This is a genomic window from Sutterella massiliensis, assembly GCF_016899755.1.
Taxonomy (GTDB): domain Bacteria; phylum Pseudomonadota; class Gammaproteobacteria; order Burkholderiales; family Burkholderiaceae_F; genus Sutterella; species Sutterella massiliensis.
In genome coordinates this window covers 1-828 of the sequence record NZ_JACJJC010000160.1, presented here as the reverse complement: position 1 = coordinate 828, position 828 = coordinate 1, and the positions used below count along the sequence as shown (strand labels likewise).

General features: G+C 59.2%; 1 protein-coding gene. It reads left to right on the top strand.

Translation table 11 applies throughout. The annotated features are described in order from the left end of the window. Nucleotides 1–828: porin (locus tag H6A60_RS11905; RefSeq protein ID WP_205104906.1), on the top strand; the 828-nt coding region annotated here is incomplete at both ends.

Here is an 828-nt window from a genome sequence, read left to right as displayed (position 1 = left end):
GTCGGCTTCGTGCTGGAAAACGGCTTCAACGCCGATGACGGCACGATGGACAACAACAGCCGCCTCTTTGGCCGTGAATCGCAGCTCTTCATTGACGGCGCTTTCGGTACGATCTCCTTCGGCCGCGTGGGCAAACTCATTTCGGCCCTGGGCTCTTACGGCCTCATGGGCAAGTATTCCGTCTTCTCGGGCGGCTGGGGTTCTCATACGGGCGGCAAGTTCAGCCACGTCGGCGACTGGGGCCGCATGGACAACACGATCACGTACCGTTCGCCCTCGATGAACGGTCTGCGCATCCATGCGCAGTATTCCTTCCAGGGTGATACCAAGGAAGTGCACGGCGTCGGTACCGCTCAGGAAAACAAGAGCTCTGCGGACCGTATCGGCCAGCTTGCCGTTACCTACGATTACGGCAATCTGAGCGTCCTGCTTGCCGGTGAATGGAATCAGTGGTCGAACCTCCCGCGCGGTGCGAGCGGCACGTCCACCGACTGGCGTGAAGAAAAGAACGGCTACAACGGCCTCGTCGGCGTGACCTATGACTTCGATGTCGCCAAGCTCTACGTTACGGGCGAATACAACAAGCACATGCGAATCAAGGCCTCCGACAATACGACGGCTACCGGCATGGCCGGCGCCTTCAAGGACTGGTCGATGAATACCGGCTACATCGACGGCTATGCCGCGACGATCGGTGCCGATGTTCCTGCGTTCGGCGGCGTCCTCAAGGTTGACTTCGGCTATCGTTACGGCGAATGCGTTGTCAACAATGCCAACGACTACAAGCAGTACAGCGGTGCCGTTGGCTACCAGTACGACCTGACGAAG